Raw genomic sequence first — 15,543 nt, forward strand, 5'->3', positions numbered from 1 at the left:
ATCTTTTGATCTTGGTTTTTAAAATCAAAGGCAAAAGATCGCAGCCTGCGGCAGCTCCTACAGGTTTTCAGCCTGCCCCTCTAATAATCACAACATCGGGACTTCACATGAAAGCCTTGCCCCTGTTCGCCCTCAGTTCCTTGAGTCTGCTGCCGTTGAGCAGCTTTGCGATCCCTTTGAACGACGACTTCGCCGTGCTGGTGGATCTGACCCTGGCCAGCGATTACCGCACTCGCGGCATCTCGCAGACCCAGAATGACCCTGCCGTGCAGGCCGGTCTGACCCTCGCTCACAACAGCGGTTTGTACCTGGGCGCCTGGAGCTCAAACGTCGATTTTGGCGGCGGTCTGAAAACCCGTCAGGAAGTCGATTACTACGCCGGCTGGCTATGGCAGGCCACCGAGGATGTCAGCCTCGATCTGGGTTACATCAAGTACGCCTACCCCAAGGAAGGCCAGTTCAACCAAAGCGAGGTCTACGGGATTTTTGGTGCCTACGGGGTGAAAGTGGCGGCGTATTACTCCAGCGATGCGCCGGGGATCGACAGCAAGCAGAGCTCGCTTTACAGCTATGTCAGTTATGAAACCGAACTGCCGTTCGATTCGGGCCTGAAATTGCGCTACGGCAATATGGATTTCAAGGACCCGCACTTGTACTCGGCTTCCGGGCAGGCGGAAGACAGCTATCGGGAATGGGAGGTCAAAGTCACCCACAATCTGGTCGGTGTGGTGCTCGGATTGAGCTACATCGACACCGATCTGTCGCAGACTCAATGCCTGAGTAATTGGGGCTTCAAGGACGTCTGCACCGCGACGGTGGTCGCCAGCGTCAGCAAATCCTTCTGACCCAGACCTCATCTGCTCCTGTAGGAGCTGCCGAAGGCTGCGATCTTTTGATCTTGCTTCTAAAAAACAACATCAAAAGATCGCAGCCTGCGGCAGCTCCTACAGATGGGTGTGAACTTGTTACAGGATGTTTACGAATTTTTTACTAATGTTCTTCTACAGTTACACGCGACCGCGTGGTTTTCTATTCATGTAGAGGAATGTTTGACATGGCTTTGGGCAACGGACTGCGTTTACCGTCCATCACTCCTACCCGACTGGTGCTGCTGTTTTCCTTGGCGCTGGTCGCGTTGTACAACCTGGCGACCTGGAAGGCGCTGGGCACACTGATCACCCTGCAAGGCGCGCACAAAGTGGCGTTCTTTGCTTCGTTCGGGCTGTTTCTTTGGGCAGCGATCACCCTGCTGCTGACCCTGGTGTCGTTTCGCTGGACGCTTAAACCGGTGCTCACGATCGTCGCCCTGCTCTCGGCGTGCGCCGCGTATTTCATGAACGAATACGGCATCACCATCGACACGGTGATGATTCAGAACGTCTTCGAAACCAACCCCGCCGAAGCGACCGCGCTGTTCAACGGCAAACTGCTGAGCTATGTGCTGCTGCTTGGCGTACTGCCGGCGGCGCTGATCTGGCGTTGGCCGGTGAGTTATCGGCCGTTCTTTCGCGGTCTGCTCAACAAGGTGCTGGTGATTGTCGCCTGTGTGCTGGTCATCGCCGTCTCGGTGGGTGCGTTCTATTCGACCTATGCGCCGATCTTTCGCGAAGAAGACAAGCTCACTCACTTCATCAACCCGACCAACTACATCTACGCGATCAGCAAATACACCAAGCAACGACTGGGGATCAAAAAGCACTTCGTGGTGCAGGCCATCGGCGAAGACGCGGTGATGAGCGCCAAGGCTGCCAGCCGCGAGAAAAAATCGCTGATGGTCTTCGTGGTCGGCGAAACCGCCCGCGCCGATCATTTTTCGCTGAACGGATACGAGCGCGAGACCAATCCGGAACTGAGCAAACTGGACATCCTCAACTTCACCCAGGTGCATTCCTGCGGCACGTCGACAGCGGTGTCGGTGCCGTGCATGTTCTCGATGTTCCCGCGTGAGGATTACAGCGACAAGAAAGGCAAAACCTACCAAGGCCTGCTGGATATCCTGCAACGGGTCGGCGTGCAAGTGCTGTGGCTGGACAACAACAGCGACTGCAAAGGCACCTGCCTGCGCGTGCCCCATCGCGATATTTCGAAGAACCAGCCAGGGCCGTTCTGCGACGGCAACAACTGCCTGGATGAAGCCTTGCTGGCGGATCTGCAAAGCTACATCGACAGCCTCAAGGGCCACGCGATCATAGTGTTGCACGCCGATGGCAGCCATGGCCCCGAGTATTACGAGCGCTATCCGAAAGACATGGAGCGCTTCAAACCGATCTGCCACACCAACCAGTTGGGCAGTTGCAGCCGCGATGAACTGGTCAACGTGTACGACAACACCATCCTCTACACCGACCACTTCCTCGCCAAAGTGATCGAACTGCTCAAGCGCAATCAGGCAACGCTGGATACGTCGATGATCTATGTCTCCGATCACGGCGAATCACTCGGGGAAAACGGCTTGTACCTGCACGCGGCACCGTATGCGCTGGCGCCGGAGGCACAGACCCATGTGCCGATGGTGATGTGGTTTGGCGACAACACCCTGGCCCATGAAGGCATTGACCGTGGTTGCCTGCAAGGCAAGACCGGGCAGGCGGATCTGAGCCACGACAACCTGTTTCACTCGGTGCTCGGCCTGTTTGAAGTCAAGACGTCGCTGTATCAGCCGGGGCTGGATATCTTCCATGGCTGCCGACCTTCCATGACGGCTGCGCAATAACCCGGATATTGCGCAGTTGCCCTTGTAGGAGTGAGCCTGCTCGCGATAGCGGTGTGTCATACAACAATGATGTTGGCTGATCCACCGCTATCGCGAGCAGGCTCACTCCTACAGGGGCTGAGGTGTATCAAGGACTGAGGTTTGCCAGGTAGGCCCACGGGTAGATGCCGCGTTGGTGGCCGTCGCTGAAGATCAGTTGTACGCCGTAGCCCTGGGGGTTGAGTTCGATGATGCGCACGCGGTCATCGACCTGCGGAGTCGAACCGCGCAGGCGAAACGCGCGGCATTGCGAGCACGGGCATTGGCGGCGCAACTCGGCGTGATTGAGCTGCTGTTCGCGGCCGTCCGGCCAACTCAGCCGTAGCATCTGCTCGCTCTGTGAGTTGCCCACCGACAGCGGGTTCATTGCAACTGACTCAAGGCAATCCGCACGGCTTTGCGCACTTCCGGATCACCGTCATCCTGCGCGGCCTGCAATGCCGCCACGGCGCCGCGATCATTCAACTCGCCCAGGGCCAGCGCGGCTTCCTTGCGCAGGTTGCTGATGCGGTGGCCGAGGGTCTCGATCAGGGCGTCCCGCGCGGGTGCAAACCGCAAGCGGCCGAGGCTGCGGGTAGCGCGCAGGCGCACTTGCCAATAGTCGTCGTTCAAGGCTTCGACCAGTGCCGGGCCGGCGTCGCTGTGGCCGACCTTGCCCAAGGTTGTCGCGGCTTCCTCGCGCACTTGCCAGGCGTTGTCCTGCAAGGCCTGGCGCAGGGCCGGCAGAACGTCAGCGTCAGAGGCCAGGCCAAGCGCACCGGTCGCGGCGCGGCGGACTTCGGTGTCCGGATCGTCGCTGGCCAATCGCGCTAAGGCTGGCAAAGCGTCGAGTTGCTTGAGCCAGCCGAGTACACCCACGGCTTCGCGGCGCACATTGGCATCGGCATCGTGCAATGCCGCGATGGCTGCCGGCGCGGCATCGGCGAAACGCAGTTCACGCAAGGCGCGGAACGCGGCGATACGCACAGCGATGTCGGCATGATCGGTCCACGGCAAAATCACCCGCCCCGCTCCTTCGGTCTTGAGCAGGCTCAGGCTTTGGGCGGCGGCGGATTGCACGGCGGGCGACGGATCGGTCAGCGCTTCACACAAGGCTTGAACGACCGGTTGCTCCTCCCAGGCCTCCAGCAACCGCGCAGCTTCAGCGCGGACTTCTTCGGCGGGATCCTGACCGAGACGATCAACCAGCCAGAGCAAGCCATCCGGCTCCTCCAGATCCGCCAGATCAATCAGGGCAATCCGCCGCACACCCGCGTCTTCGGCGGTCAGGCGTGGTTGCAGGGCAAGTATGTCTTGGTTATCGGTCACAGCAAAAATAGAGGTCATAGGGCAAATCGCGGCAAAGGGTTTTCAGGAGGCAGACCGAGCGGATTGAGGCGCGGCAGCGGTCGGTCGTTGTCGTGGCGCAGCAGGTCGAGGCAGTGGCGCTTGAGTCGCGAGAATTCGGGGCTGGTGACCAATTCGCTGGTACGTGGCCGGGCGAAGTCGAGGCGCAAATCTTCGATGATTCGCCCCGGCCGCGCACTCATCACCAGCAAGCGGTCGGCGAGAAACAACGCCTCATCGATGTCGTGGGTGACGAACACCACGGTGGTGCGGATGCGCGTCCAGATATCCAGCAGCAGTTCCTGCATGTTCAACCGAGTGAGTGCATCCAGCGCACCGAACGGCTCGTCCATCAGCAACAGGCGCGGGCGGTTGACCAGCACGCGGGCGATCTCGACGCGTTGTTGCATGCCACCGGAGAGTTGATCAGGCCAGCGTTCAGCGAAGTCTTCGAGACCGACCAGTTTGAGGATTTCAGTGGCAGCGCGATGGCGCTCGGTTTTGCCGATGCCGCGCATTTTCAGGCCGAAGGCAACGTTGTCGCGCACCGAACGCCACGGAAACAGCGTGTGATGCTGGAACACCATGCCGCGCTGTGGCGACGGCCCGGACACTTCGCTGCCGTCGACTTTCAAACTGCCGGAGCGTGCGCGCAGATGCCCGGCCAGCGCTCCAAGCAGAGTCGATTTGCCACAACCGGACGGGCCGAGAATGCACACGAACTGGCCCGGCTCGATCTGGCAATCGAGCCCCTGAACCGCTTCGAACGCTTCACGCCCTTCACCAAGGACAATCGACAGTTGGCGAATGTCTATCCGCCCTTCGGGGGTTTGCATCACGCTCATCAGGCTTTTCCTCGCGGTCGATGCCAGGGCGTGAACAACCCGCCGAGGCGTTTGATCAGCAGACTGCTGCCCATGCCCAACACGCCGATCAAGAGCATGCCGACGACGATGTCGGCGTAGTTCTGAATGGTGTAGGACTCCCAGGTGTAGTAACCGATGCCAAACTGCCCGGAGATCATTTCGGCCGTCACCAGGCAGAACCACGACGTGCCCATGCCGATGGCGAGGCCAGTGATGATGCTCGGCGCAGCGCCCGGCAGAATCACTTCCAGCAGGATCGCCCGGCGCCCAGCCCCAAGGCTTTTCGCCGAAGCAATCAGGCGTGGATCGACGCCTTCGACGCCGTGCACGGTGTTTAGCAGGATCGGGAACAGTGCGCCGGTGAAGGTGATGAAAACCATCGACAGTTCAGAGGACGGAAACATCAGGATGGCCAGCGGAATCCACGCTACAGCCGGGATCGGGCGCAGGACTTCGAGTGGCGGCAACAGCAAGTCTTCAGCCCATTTCGAGCGGCCGATGGCCAGGCCCAAAGCGATGCCGATCAGCCCGGCCGCGAGATAACCGGCGAAAACTCGGCTGAGGCTGGCAGTGAGGTGTTGAAGAAATTTGCCGGAGTCGCCCAGGCCAAGCGCAGCTTCGACGACGGCCAAGGGTGTAGGCACGTTGGCGAAGGTGACGAGGCCGAGGTTCCAGTGGTGGCTGGCGGCGAGTTGCCAGAACAGCAGGCAGAGCAGTAGCGAGGCGGCTCGCGGGACCCAGCGCAAATAGGATCGGTACACAGTAATTCCTCTTAAACCCAAATCCCTGTAGGAGTGAGCCTGCTCGCGATAGCGGTATGCCAGTTGTTGCTGTGTTGTCTGACACACCGTTTCGCGAGCAGGCTCACTCCTACAGGGGAACGCGGCGTAATTGGGGTTAGCGCACGGCCACGGCTTGGGTCGTCGCATCGGTGAAGTCGAAAACCTTGCCGCCTTGCGCCGCTGCAAATTGCTGCGCCTGGCCCTTGAGCAGGAACGCACTCAAGCGACCCTTGGCATCGCTGGCAAACCACGCCTGATCGGCGAGTAACTTGATCCCGCTGTCACTGGCCTGCGCATACACCGCGCGGATGTTTTTGCCTTCCTGCTTCAGTGCGGCGAGCGCAGTGAAGGCTGATTCGGCGGAGGCGTACTGGCGCACCTTGTCTTCGCCGCGCACCCAGATTTCGGCGACGTGACTGAAGTCGGTGATCGCTTTACCGGTCACCGCATCCGTGGCCTTCAGCGGCGTCTGCGTGTAGTTGGCCAGTTGCGCGGTGTAATCCAGATTCGACGCCTTGAACGCCGCCCGGATGTATTGATCGTCAATGAAGGTGTTCAGATCGAGGCCACGATCGGCCTTCTTCAGCAGCTTCAACGTATCAATGGCGGTGCCAACGGCCTGACGATATTCCGGCTTCCAGCTCAGATCGCGGGTCTGCACGCCGAGCGGGCCGTGGAACAGGTAATTGACCTCGGCATCGACGCCGGTGACCTTGGCGATCAGCTCGCTGTACTTCTCAGGTTCGGCGGCGAGCAATTGGTTGGCTTCGATGCTCGCACGCAGATAGGCGACGACGATTTCCGGGTACTGTTTCGCGTACGCCTGATCCACCAGCGCGCCATGGAAAGTCGGTGCATTGGCCTGGGCGCCGTCGTAGATCTTGCGAGCGAAACCACGGCTGGGAAACAGCTCGGCGAACGGCACGAAATCGGCGTGGGCGTCGATCTTGCCGGCCTGCAGTGCGGAGCCGGCGACCTCGGGCGGCTGGGCGATGATGTTGACATCTTTCAGCGGATCCCAGCCCTGCTCCGCCACCGCGCGCAGCAACATGCCGTGGGCGGTTGAGGCAAATGGCACGGAGATGGTCTTGCCCTTGAGTTCGCTCAGCGACTGCACGCCCGACGCGCTCGGCACGACGATGCCGTTGCCGCTGCCCTTGATGCTGCCCGACAGCACACTGATGAACAGGCTGTGTTTGCCGGCAGTTTCGAACGCCACACCGTTGAACGCACCGGGGAAGTCGGCCATGGCACCGAAGTCGAGTTTGCCGGCGACCATCTCGTTGGTCAGCGGCGCGCCGCTGGTGAAGTTCTTCCACTGCACATCGTATTTGGCGTCTTTGTAGGCGCCGTCGTGGGGCAGATATTTGTCGAGCAGACCGAGCTCACGAATTAACAATCCGCCTGCGGCGCAATTGATGGTGGTGTCCTGGGTGCCGATGGCGATGCGGATGGTTTCGGCCGAGGCCGACACGGTGAACGAAGCCAGTACCAGACCGGCGATTGCTGCACGCAACATGAGTGTTTCCCCTCGAATCATTTATTTGAGTTCGTCTCCGCCGCGATCAGGGCGCGGTGGGAAACGAGGGGTTTTTGGTTATTTCAGCGTCCGGGGTTCACCGGATGGCTTTGGTTGTCTGGGCCGGCCTCATCGCTGGCAAGCCAGCTCCCACAGGGTTTTCGGGTGTTTGCAAGATCTATGTCCGAACAAAAATCCCTGTGGGAGCTGCGGTGCGACGATTCGACTTGCCAGCGATGGCGTCCTGTCAGTCAACGCAGGAGATAAGGAATGTCGACTTTCACGGCACCCGTCGGGCAATCCTTTTCGCAGGGCATGCAGTACCAGCATTCATCGAACGCCATGTAGGCTTTTTGCGTGGCCGGGTTGATCGCCAGCAAGTCCATCGGGCAGACGTCGACGCACACCGTGCAGCCTTTTTCAGCGATGCATTTGTCCTCGTCCACGGTGACGGGGGCGTTGGAGCGGAAGAAGATTTCCTGAGCTTGATAGGCCATGGTTCGGACTCGTTGATGATTGATGTATCAAGCGGCGAAGGCGCCCACCCGCAAGCGGTCATAGGCCTGCATTTCTTCGGCATCGAGCGGGATGATGTACGGCTCGACGGCTTTCTTGAAACTGGTCATACGGCCGTCCTCGCCCTTCTTCAGATGGCAATGACAGAACCACTCAGCGTCATTGCGCTGCGGGTGATCGACGCGATAGTGGTACAGCCCCCAACGGCTTTCAGCACGGAACAACGAGGCGCGGGCGGCCATTTCGGCGCAGTCGCGAATGACGCTGGTTTCCATCGCGCGCATCAGTTCGTGGGCATTGTTGGCTTTCATCTGCTCGAGATCGCGTTCGATGTCGCTGAAGCGTTGCAGGCCGATCTGCATCTTCTTGGTCACTTTCGGCGGTTGCAGGTAGTCGTTGACGAAGCGGCGCAGCTTGTACTCGACCTGTGCCGGCGGCAGACCGTGTTCACGATCCAGCGGCGCATAGACCCGGGCCTTTTCCTTTTCGATCTGCTCGGCATCCAGCGTAGAAAACTCGCGCCCGGCGACAAAATCCGCCGCGTTGTGCCCGGCGAACCAGCCGTAGGTGAACGCGCCGAGCATGTAGTTGTGCGGCACCGCCGCCATGTCGCCGGCCGAGTACAAACCTTTCACCGACGTCTCGGCGCGCTCGTTGACCCACACCCCGGACGCCGAATGGCCGCTGCAAAAACCGATTTCGGAGATGTGCATCTCGACCATCTGCGTGCGGTAATCGGTGCCGCGATTGGCGTGGAACTGGCCTCGGCTCGGGCGTTCGTTGCTGTGCAGGATTTCTTCGATGTTCTGAATGGTTTCTTCGGCCAGGTGATCGAGCTTGAGGAACACCGGGCCGTTGCCGCTCTCCAGTTCCTGGTGAAACTCCCACATCATCTGCCCGCTCCAGTAGTCGCACTCGATGAAGCGTTCGCCCTTGTTGTTGGCGGTGTAGCCACCCAACGGGCCGGTGACGTAAGCGCAGGCCGGGCCGTTGTAATCCTTGATCAACGGGTTGATCTGGAAGCACTCGAGGTTCGCCAGTTCGGCCCCGGCATGATAGGCCATCGCGTAACCGTCGCCGGCATTGGTCGGGTTTTCGTAGGTGCCCATCAGATAACCCGACGACGGCAGACCGAGACGCCCGGCGGCACCGCACGCGAGGATCACCGCTTTGGCCTTGATCACATGGAAATCGGCGGTACGGCAGTCGAAGCCCATCACACCGTTGACGGCGCCCTCCTCGTCTGTCAGCAAACGCGTGCAGACGAGGCGATTGGTGATGCTCACCCGGGCGCGTTTCAACTGGCGATAAAGGACCTTCTTGATGTCGTGCCCTTCCGGCATCGGCAGCACATAGGCGCCCATGTGATGGACTTTTTTCACCGCGTAATCGCCGGTCTCGTCTTTCTCGAACTTCACGCCCCAGCGGTCGAGCTGTTCGATGGTTTCGAAGCTGTGGGTGGCGTAGGCGTACACCGCTGCCTGATTGACAATGCCGTCATTGGCGATGGTGATTTCCTTGGTGTACTGCTCCGGCGTCGAGTGCCCGGGAATGATCGCGTTGTTCAGGCCATCCATGCCCATACTGATCGCGCCGCTGCGTTTCACGTTGGCCTTGTCGACCAGCAGCACACGCAAATCCTTGTTTTTTTCCTTGGCCTTGATGGCCGCCATCGGCCCGGCGGTGCCACCGCCGATCACGACGATGTCGTATTCCTGTTCGAGCGTGTTGCGCGTCATGCCTGCTCCCCTTTTTGCCGGTCGATCCGCAGGCGGTACTGGAACGCATCGCCACGGTAGTAAAGGTGTTCGAAGTCCAGCGGCTGGCCATTGGCGTCGTGGGTCAGGCGTTCGATGCGCATGATCGGCGAGCCGGCCTCGACGTTCAGCGCCTGGGTCAGGTCGCTGTCGGCCAGCACCGCGTCGATGGCCAGATCCGCATGGCCGAGGGCGATGCCGCAGTCGTTTTCGAGGATCAGGAAGATGTCGCGGGTGACCAGATCAGCCTTCTCCAGCCGTTCGCCGACCGCTTTGGGCAGGTAGGTGACTTCCAGCGAGATCGGCTCGCGGTTGATCAGCCGAACGCGTTTGATCTGCGCCACGGTCTCACCTTCTGCGACTTGCAAACGCTCGGCGACGCGTTTGTCGGCGGGGATGAATTTGAAACTGCGCAGGCGGTTGATCACCTCATAACCGCGCCCGGTCATGGACTCGGCGAGCCCTTGCAGGCTGCTGACGTTTTGAAAGGTTTTCGGCTTGGCAACGAAGGTGCCTTTGCCGTGAATCTTGAAGATCAGCCCTTCTTTCTGCAGATCACCCAAGGCCTGGCGCACGGTAATGCGGCTGACTTTGAACAGCGTGCCGAGTTCGCTTTCGGAAGGCATCTGGCTGTCTTGCGGGTATTCGCCATCGAGGATGCGCGCACGGAGGACGTCGCGCAGTTGGGTGTGCAGCGGAACGCTACTGAGGGAGAGAACGTTATCGGTCATCACGGGATCACTTGTTATAACGAGTTATGACGTGATCTTAGAGATGTTGTGACAAGGTTGAGAAATATTGTTTGGGCATAACCTTAGATGCTTCACAGGTTTGCTCTTTGTAGGAGTGAGCCTGCTCGCGATAGCGGAGTGTCAGTCAACGATTTTTTACCTGATATACCGCTATCGCGAGCAGGCTCACTCCTACAGGGGGATTGTGAGCTACTGGCGTTTGAGGATCTGGTCCATGACCCAGTCGGTCTTGAGCGCTTGTTCGGCCACGGCAGGATGCTGTGATTCGCCACGAATGTGCGCGTTCATGCCCAGCACGTGGTGCCACTGGATATGCTCGTGATGGGGGATTTCCAGGCTGACGATTTCATCCGCATGCAGTTGAACAGGATGTTCATCGAATACCGAAAAACTGATCCGCCCACGACTGCCAATGATCTCGACCCGATCCTCGCGCCGATCCGCGACAAAGCTCCAGCAGCCCATGCCCAGCGCCCCGGAGGCGAATCGCCAACTGGCGCTGACGGCGTCTTCCGCAGCATACAAACCGGCCTGACGCGCCGTGAAACCAGCCACCTCAACAATGTCGCCAAGCAGATACTGGAACAGATCAAAACCATGGCTGGCCAGATCAGCGAAGTAACCACCTCCGGCCACCGCAGGGTCGGTGCGCCAGTTGTTGCTGCCGTCCAGATCCGCCGCTGACGGGGCCTTGGTCAGCGTCCAGCTCAGGTGCCGAACCTCGCCGATGCGGCCCTGCTCCAGCCACTGACGCACCTGCGCAAAACGCGGCAACGAACGGCGATAGTAGGAAACGAACAGGTGCAGGCCTGCGTCGGCAAACGCCTGCTGCATCTCGCGGCTCTGCCCGGCATTCAGCGCCATGGGTTTTTCCACGCAGCAATGCTTGCCGGCGGCAGCGACTTTGAGGCTGTAAGCGTGGTGGCTGTCGGGGGGCGTGGCGATGTACACCGCGTCCACCTCGGGATCATTGATCAGCGCGTCGACATCGGTGTAGACCCGGGCGATGCCGTGGCGCGCGGCGTAATCGCTCACGGCCTCAAGACGTCGGCCCATCACTGCCACCAGCGCAGAACCAGGCGCCTTGTAGAAGGCCGGCCCGCTCTTGCGTTCAGCGACACTGCCGCAACCGATCATGCCCCAACGCACCACGTCCATGTTCATACCTTTAGCCGATGCGCAAAGCGCGCAGATCCAGATGTCCGTCCTTGAGCGGCGGGCACCAGTAGTAACCGCCGGTGATCGGACGGCTGATGCGATACAGACCATCGGTGATGCCGTCTTCCAGACCGCTCATGCGGCGCAGTTGCGCTTCGAAGGCATCCAGCGAAAAACCGAACGCGAGGAACATCAGGCCGGCGCGGTCGCCTTCGATCCACGGCATCGAGCGGCGGACGACGAAGGCCTCCGGCGCAAAGCTTTCCTGCGCGGTGCGTTTGACGTGGGCGGAAACCGGCGCGTCGTCGATCTCTTCGTTGTCGCTGAGGCGACGGCCCATGATGTTGTCTTTGTCTTCGGCGGACAGCTTATGGAAACCCTTGAGGTCGTGCTGCCATTGCTGGATCGCGGCAAAGCTGCCGCCGACCAGGCCTTCGGCACCGTCACCCAGCAATGCAGCGGCGATGGCTGCGTCATCGTGCGGGTTTTCAGTGCCGTCTTCGTAGCCGGTCAGGTCGTGGCCGTCCTTGTGGCGGAAGGCTTCCTGCACATCTGCCAGACGCAGGGCCGGAGCCAGTGCGGCTTCGAAGGCATTGCAGCGGTTGAGCAACTCGCCACGGTCAACGCCGTGCAGCCAGACCCACAACGCATGCTGGGTTGACGGGTTTTCCACGCCGACACCAGTCATGGCCGGGAAGCTGCGCAGGCCGTCGATTTCCACATTGAGGGCTTTGGTCAGGGACTCACCGAAACCGACCACCGCCGATTGGCCGTCCACCAGGTTCATCAGGTTGTCGATCGCCTGCGGCAGTGCTGCAACCGATTCGAGGGCGAAAAACAGGTGACGTGCTTGCGCAGGAACAGGGGTGGCGAGAATGCCCGGCTGGTAGTAACTCATGTGAACTCCTTGGAAAGTGCGCGGGAGTTTACCTGTGGCCAGACGGTTTGTGTGGTTGAAACGCTGATGTACTAAGCACGAAGTTCCCTTGTGGCGAGGGGATTTATCCCCGATCGGCGGCGCAGCCGTCGCAAAACAGGTATATGCCGTCTTCCAGAAAACCGCGCTTGCAGGTTTTTGGGGCCGCTTCGCAACCCATCGGGGATGAATCCCCTCGCCACAGGGTTCATCTAAACCGTTGTGCTGCTCTCAACCCGCCACGCACTCGGGCTCATTCCCGTCCAGCGCTTGAACGCCCGGCGAAAACTGCGCACATCGCTGTAGCCGACTTCTTCAGTAATCCGCTCGATGGGCATGTCCGGATTGGCCAGCAGACTCATCGTCCGCGCCTGCCGCACTTGCTCCAGCAAGGCTTCAAAGGTCAGCGAATGCTCGGTCAGGCGCCGGCGCAACGTGCGGCTGCTCATGTTCAGGTCACCGGCAATCTTTTCGATATGGCTGCCCCGGCTCAGGTCCCGGGCAATCGCGCGTTCCACGGCTTGAATCAGATCAAGCTTCTGATGCACCTGCGCCGCTTCCAGTTCCAGCAACGCCACCGCCTGACGCAACGCCAGCGAGTGGTGATTGGGCAGGTTGACGTCTAGCCATTGCGCGTCGATCAACATGCGATTGTGCAGGCAACCGAAGCGCACGTGCGGCCCAAGCAGGCGGTGATACTCGCTCAGGTAATCCGGTGCGGCATGCACGAACTCCACGGCAATTGCCTGAAAATCGGCCCCCGCCAGCGCTCGACCGTACACCAGCAGACTGGCGAAAAACTCCTCGACCGCGAACACCTGGACATCGGCGAACGGCAAGCGGCATTCGGCATCGAGATGCACCTGTTCACCGACCACATCGGCGCTCGAAACCACAATCCCGCCCGACGTGTGCTGATGGCGAATCCCCAGGGCAAAGGCATCGCGCAAGGTCTTGCACAGCGACAGAACATGGCCGAGCAGCCCCAGCGTGCCGAGTACATTCTGCGCGCCGACCCACAGGCCCAGGCCCTGATTGGGCAGCACCTTGAGCGCACGCTGAATCATCGCCACAGCCTGGCGATAGGAAATCCGCTGCGCCGGATCCTGCAAATCTTCGAGAGTAAAACCCAGGCCACGGCACAGGCTTTCGGGGTCGACGCCCTTGTTCTGCGCGACTTCGGCGAGGGTTTGCAGGAGAAACGGCGAGACCAGCGCCAGTTCAAAGGTCGGGTCTTGGACTTTTACGTTCATGGGGGCGAGACATTCCGGAGCACGCTTGATTGTTATTTTTGTAACCGGTTATGTCGAAAGAAGTTAGCACAGGGTTGGCGCACTGTCCGCAGAAGTCCCCCTAACTGTCCGCCAATACCCTGCCCTGTCGGGCGCCAAGCGCTTATTTCTATAGTGCCGGGCGTCCTGCGTGCCGGCGTTGCGCCCAATCACAATAATAATGAGGACGGATATGAACCCGAACCGCGCGACTTACCGTTGCCGCCTGGCCCTGACATTCCTGGGCTGCACCGCAACCCTGCCGGCGCTGGCCACCGAAGCCGGCGTCGACAACATCGGCCCCGGCACCGACGGCTTCTTCATGCTGCCACTGGAAGTCGACAGCCTTCCGGAGAACATGGTCGCGTTCAACCTCTACTACAACCATTACAAGGCGACGAAGCTCAACATCAGCTCGTTTGGCGGCAAAGTGCCGAATGTCGAGATCGAGTCCACCGCGGTGATTCCACGCCTCGATTATCTAAGCCCGGTGCGCCTATTCGGCGGACGCCTGGCCGGCTACATCGCCCAGCCGTGGTTGAAACAGGAAGTCTCGGTGTTCGGCCTCAGCGACACCCGCGAAGGCATGGGCGACACCACCGTCGCGCCGATCATTCTGTGGGACATGGGCAAGAATCTGACCCTCGGCGCCGCCCTGGAAGTCACCGTGCCGACCGGTGAATACAGCGTCGATCGGCTGGCCAACACCAGCAACAATTTCTACACCTACAAACCGCTGTTCTCCTTCACCTGGCTGCCGACGGACAAGACCGAGGTGTCGATGAAGACCACTTACAGCTTCAACGAGAAAAACAAGGACACCGACTACAAGTCCGGGCAGATCTTCCACTTCGATTACTCCGCCAGTTACAAGATCACCGACGACCTGATGCTCGGCATCAACGGCTACTACCTCAAGCAGACCACCGACGACAAACAGTTCGGCCACACCGTGCAGTTTGCCGGGCAGGACGTCGACGACGGGGTGCGTGGCAAGGTGTTCGCGATTGGTCCGGCGCTGCACTTCACTTTCCTCAAATACGCCAGCGCGGAGATTCGCTGGGCCAAGGAATTCGACGTGGAGAACCGACCGGAGGGGGAAATGCTCTGGGCCAAAGTCAGCATCCCCTACGCCTTCTGACCACCGCTACCCCCTGTAGGAGCTGCCGAAGGCTGCGATCTTTTGATTGTGTTTTTGAGAAGCAAGATCAAAGGATCGCAGCCTTCGGCAGCTCCTACAGGCGGCTATGAACGAGCCTACAACAGCGATTGGAATTCCTCATCGCGCGAAAGAAACGTCTGACATCTTTAGCACAAGCACTACGGGACACTGCGCACTTCGTCCTGCCAGTGACGACAGCGAGCCACATCCCCCTTAGACTGCTTCACATTGATCATGGAGGTCATTATGAGCGCCGAACTTTCCCCCATCGTTTCTGAATTTGAATCTGAAGAGCAGGCCGCGAGCTATGACCGCTGGTTTCGTGCCAAGGTGCAAGCCTCGATTGATGACCCGCGTCCCAGCATTCCGCACGATCAGGTGATGGCCGAGATGCGTGCCCTCATCGAATTGAAACTCAACAAACTCAGTGCTGGTTGACTGGCGACCCGAAGCTCGCACTGCACTCTGGCAAATTCTCAATTACATCGCTGACCGTAACGCTGTTGCGGCCAGCCAACTGCACGCAGCCATCGAGGTTGCTACCTCGGCCCTTCCGGAACATCCCTACCTTTATCGATTCGGACGAGCACCCAGCACCAGGGAAATCGTCGTCCACCCAAACTATGTGGTGGTGTACCGGATTACCAATCGGATCGAGATCCTGAACGTTTTGCATGCCCGACAAGAGTATCCATGAGCGCTCTTGATCAATGCGCGCAAAAAAAGGGCGGCCAACTGGCCGCCCAAAAGTACTTCACGAGAGTCC

The 15,543-nt window shown here is 59.9% G+C and carries 16 protein-coding genes; 5 read left to right on the plus strand and 11 right to left on the minus strand.

What is annotated here, in order from left to right; translation table 11 throughout:
- Window positions 1-107 precede the first annotated feature (107 nt).
- Together JFT86_RS23135 and JFT86_RS23140 are read left to right on the plus strand one after the other, a co-directional pair.
- Window positions 108-845 carry a TorF family putative porin gene (locus tag JFT86_RS23135; protein WP_201238485.1) on the plus strand — a complete coding sequence of 246 codons (738 nt, stop codon included), beginning with the start codon at window positions 108-110 and terminating at the stop codon, window positions 843-845.
- Between the two features lie 209 nt (window positions 846-1,054).
- A complete protein-coding gene (locus tag JFT86_RS23140) occupies window positions 1,055-2,713 on the plus strand; it encodes a phosphoethanolamine--lipid A transferase (protein ID WP_201238486.1) in 1,659 nt (552 codons plus the stop codon).
- Window positions 2,714-2,840: 127 nt separating this feature from the next.
- Here JFT86_RS23140 and JFT86_RS23145 read toward each other — a convergent pair whose 3' ends face one another.
- The 11 genes from JFT86_RS23145 to JFT86_RS23195 form a co-directional block, all read right to left on the minus strand.
- A complete protein-coding gene (locus tag JFT86_RS23145) occupies window positions 2,841-3,119 on the minus strand; it encodes a DUF971 domain-containing protein (RefSeq protein ID WP_201238487.1) in 279 nt (92 codons plus the stop codon).
- Window positions 3,116-4,078: a HEAT repeat domain-containing protein gene (locus tag JFT86_RS23150; protein ID WP_201238488.1), complete on the minus strand. Its 963-nt coding sequence runs from the start codon at window positions 4,076-4,078 to the stop codon at window positions 3,116-3,118. Before JFT86_RS23150 ends, JFT86_RS23145 begins: the two co-directional genes overlap by 4 nt.
- Window positions 4,075-4,923: an ABC transporter ATP-binding protein gene (locus JFT86_RS23155; RefSeq protein ID WP_201238489.1), complete on the minus strand. Its 849-nt coding sequence runs from the start codon at window positions 4,921-4,923 to the stop codon at window positions 4,075-4,077. The genes JFT86_RS23150 and JFT86_RS23155 overlap by 4 nt, the downstream gene beginning before the upstream one ends.
- Window positions 4,923-5,705 (minus strand): ABC transporter permease, encoded by a 783-nt coding sequence (locus tag JFT86_RS23160; protein ID WP_201238490.1) that lies wholly within the window; start codon window positions 5,703-5,705, stop codon window positions 4,923-4,925. Before JFT86_RS23160 ends, JFT86_RS23155 begins: the two co-directional genes overlap by 1 nt.
- 136 nt (window positions 5,706-5,841) lie before the next feature.
- The gene (locus JFT86_RS23165; RefSeq protein ID WP_201238491.1) at window positions 5,842-7,266 is read right to left on the minus strand and encodes an ABC transporter substrate-binding protein; all 1,425 of its coding nucleotides are present in this window, start codon (window positions 7,264-7,266) and stop codon (window positions 5,842-5,844) included.
- Window positions 7,267-7,496: 230 nt separating this feature from the next.
- On the minus strand, window positions 7,497-7,742 hold the full coding sequence (locus tag JFT86_RS23170) for a ferredoxin family protein (RefSeq protein ID WP_003225615.1): 246 nt from the start codon (window positions 7,740-7,742) through the stop codon (window positions 7,497-7,499).
- Window positions 7,743-7,769: 27 nt separating this feature from the next.
- The gene (locus tag JFT86_RS23175; RefSeq protein ID WP_201238492.1) at window positions 7,770-9,500 is read right to left on the minus strand and encodes a fumarate reductase/succinate dehydrogenase flavoprotein subunit; all 1,731 of its coding nucleotides are present in this window, start codon (window positions 9,498-9,500) and stop codon (window positions 7,770-7,772) included.
- A complete protein-coding gene (locus tag JFT86_RS23180; protein ID WP_201238493.1) occupies window positions 9,497-10,249 on the minus strand; it encodes a GntR family transcriptional regulator in 753 nt (250 codons plus the stop codon). Before JFT86_RS23180 ends, JFT86_RS23175 begins: the two co-directional genes overlap by 4 nt.
- A gap of 210 nt (window positions 10,250-10,459) precedes the next feature.
- Window positions 10,460-11,428, minus strand: coding sequence for a Gfo/Idh/MocA family oxidoreductase (locus JFT86_RS23185; protein ID WP_201238494.1), 969 nt, complete (start codon window positions 11,426-11,428; stop codon window positions 10,460-10,462).
- Window positions 11,429-11,438: 10 nt separating this feature from the next.
- Complete coding sequence (locus JFT86_RS23190) at window positions 11,439-12,326, minus strand: Dyp-type peroxidase (RefSeq protein ID WP_201238495.1); 888 nt, start codon at window positions 12,324-12,326, stop codon at window positions 11,439-11,441.
- A gap of 230 nt (window positions 12,327-12,556) precedes the next feature.
- The gene (locus JFT86_RS23195; protein WP_201238496.1) at window positions 12,557-13,597 is read right to left on the minus strand and encodes an AraC family transcriptional regulator; all 1,041 of its coding nucleotides are present in this window, start codon (window positions 13,595-13,597) and stop codon (window positions 12,557-12,559) included.
- A gap of 211 nt (window positions 13,598-13,808) precedes the next feature.
- Here JFT86_RS23195 and JFT86_RS23200 point away from each other — a divergent pair, with 211 nt between their 5' ends.
- From JFT86_RS23200 to JFT86_RS23210, 3 genes are all read left to right on the plus strand, one after another.
- Window positions 13,809-14,756, plus strand: coding sequence for a transporter (locus JFT86_RS23200; RefSeq protein WP_201238497.1), 948 nt, complete (start codon window positions 13,809-13,811; stop codon window positions 14,754-14,756).
- Between the two features lie 267 nt (window positions 14,757-15,023).
- A complete protein-coding gene (locus JFT86_RS23205; protein ID WP_201238498.1) occupies window positions 15,024-15,215 on the plus strand; it encodes an antitoxin in 192 nt (63 codons plus the stop codon).
- A complete protein-coding gene (locus JFT86_RS23210) occupies window positions 15,205-15,474 on the plus strand; it encodes a type II toxin-antitoxin system RelE/ParE family toxin (protein ID WP_201233662.1) in 270 nt (89 codons plus the stop codon). Before JFT86_RS23205 ends, JFT86_RS23210 begins: the two co-directional genes overlap by 11 nt.
- Window positions 15,475-15,543: the final 69 nt, after the last annotated feature.

Origin of the sequence: Pseudomonas sp. TH06 (genome assembly GCF_016651305.1) — a bacterium.
Classification (GTDB): Bacteria; Pseudomonadota; Gammaproteobacteria; order Pseudomonadales; family Pseudomonadaceae; genus Aquipseudomonas.